This window comes from Zoogloea oleivorans (genome assembly GCF_008107625.1).
Classification (GTDB): Bacteria; Pseudomonadota; Gammaproteobacteria; order Burkholderiales; family Rhodocyclaceae; genus Zoogloea; species Zoogloea oleivorans.
In genome coordinates, this window is record NZ_SDKK01000024.1 from 77,778 (window position 1) to 79,645 (window position 1,868).

Annotated in this window: 2 protein-coding genes and 1 pseudogene; 2 read left to right on the forward strand and 1 reads right to left on the reverse strand. The window is 42.2% G+C overall.

All coding sequences use genetic code 11. The features are described 5' to 3' along the window. Nucleotides 1–117: 117 nt before the first annotated feature. The gene (locus tag ETQ85_RS20560; RefSeq protein WP_187394798.1) at nucleotides 118–321 is read left to right on the forward strand and encodes a RepB family protein; all 204 of its coding nucleotides are present in this window, start codon (nucleotides 118–120) and stop codon (nucleotides 319–321) included. 741 nt (nucleotides 322–1,062) lie between these two features. On the opposite strand, the gene ETQ85_RS20565 is transcribed toward ETQ85_RS20560, so the two are convergent. Then, a complete protein-coding gene (locus tag ETQ85_RS20565) occupies nucleotides 1,063–1,554 on the reverse strand; it encodes a hypothetical protein (protein ID WP_148580953.1) in 492 nt (163 codons plus the stop codon). A 174-nt stretch (nucleotides 1,555–1,728) separates the two neighbouring features. Here ETQ85_RS20565 and ETQ85_RS20570 point away from each other — a divergent pair. Continuing rightward, a pseudogene (locus ETQ85_RS20570) lies at nucleotides 1,729–1,868 on the forward strand (IS5/IS1182 family transposase); the annotation flags it as partial.

A 1,868-nucleotide genomic window follows, 5' to 3' on the forward strand; every position in this document is an offset into this window, starting at 1 on the left:
TTCAGTCTAGAGCGCGCCCCTCCTTAGAGAAGGCGGAGCGTGAGTTTAAATATCGTGCTTGTGCACCGCACTAAAAAATTAGGTGGATAAATATATATAAACCAAGGAGAGATTACAATGACAACAAATGAACGACAAAGCCGTTACCGTGCCAAAAGACGCACTGAAGGTGATAAACGACTATCTATCTGGGTGAAGAAGGATGTGGCAGACGCATTACTGACCGTAGCAAACACCCTATCGGTTACACAGAAGCACTTAATTGAAAAACTTCTATTAAGTGCAATCGCCACATTAAAATCAACAAGACAATTAGCCTAACTCCTTAGGCCCAAAAATCAGTTATTTGGCATGCAAGGATACAGGGGCGGGAGTTGTGTGCAAGGGGATGCCTTCAATACCCGTTGATAGTCATAAATGAGTCCGTATCCAAATATGACTTTTCTTCTGGGGAGTCACCAACAAGCTTCCAATTCACAGCATGCGCTGCCGGACAAATACCAACAATTAACAAAGCAGCAAATATTTTCTTCATATTTTTCTGATGGCAGGGTTCTTAAAAAAGCAAATCAACACACCGCTCTTCACCAGTCTGTCAATTAAGTATGTCACATCACCAACCTTGTGGTCGTTAGTGACGTTGATGCATGCCACTAAGTTAATTTAATAGGGTGTCGCTACGCTCCATGTCGTCCTTCGGACTCCACATCAATATTTCTTGTCATTGATTATTTTGTCTAATGCTACTTGTTGTCATCAAGATCAAATCAAAAAATAATTAGTGGCTATTAGTGCTTGAAGGGGGGGGGAAGGAACATAGCTTATGTCCCCTGCTTCTTTTTTTGGTCACTTTTCAAGTTTTGATCATATTCCTAATGGAATGCATCAAGTTTCGTTCAGATTCTGATGTGTTTTGATATGTTTTCATCAAAAAGAGCCTTTTTCAATTTTTACAGAAATCACGTCAAAAAATATCAGTTACTGGCCGATAGGCCAAGTTGACATATAAAATGAAAAGGGACCAGTTCTTAACCTGATCCCTCTTAGTTGATTCTTGTGGCCTTACATGCTCTTGATGTGCTCAATGATCCATGTATGGTCCTTCTTGGTTGTCTCTGCGTCTTCTGGTTCATCTTGGTCACTATCATCATCTACTGCTTCGTCAAGTTCGATCATCCCATCTAATAACTCTTCTGCGATTGCTGATGCCTCAAGGACTGGTGATAACACTTCTCCACTAAATTTGACTCTGTAGCCCGTTTCCAACACTACAAAGTCTGATAAATCGTTTGTGTTGACTGGAAGATTTGAAACAAAACCATCATGTTCTGCAAAGATTTTGATACTTTTCTCGTCACAAAACTTCAAAACAGCATTCAAAATCTTGCGTTCTTGATAGAAATACACCCTCCACTTGTGTCTGCTGGTTAGTGGCTTGATGGTGCCGTTACTGCGTAGCTCCCTGGCCTCAAGTGTTGCTATAGAAGACCACAACTCCTTATATTCATCACGAATAAGACTGATGAATGGATTGTTCTTAACTTTGTCAATCAAATCGTTGTCATTGTTTAGTGCATTAGTGATTGCGTGCCCATACCTTGAGTATGGATTGAACTTCACCAGCTTGGCACCACATAGCAATGCATTAACGATAAATTTTACTGTCTTGGGAAGCTCTGATCAATTCAGAGCCGGTAAAATACTAAAGCCATAAAGCATCGTACTCCCATGAAGCAAGCCACCTTCGCCTCCCTGGCCTTCCAGCAAAAGAAGAAACAGACCCGCCGGGAACGCTTCCTCACCGAGATGGAGGCGGTCGTGCCCTGGGCCGCCTTGCTGGCAGCGATCGAACCGCATTACCCGAAGGC

Excerpts from the sequence above, each read along its gene's own strand:
- ETQ85_RS20560 (WP_187394798.1), top strand. The coding sequence starts at position 118 with ATGACAACAAATGAACGACAAAGCCGTTACCGTGCCAAAAGACGCACT.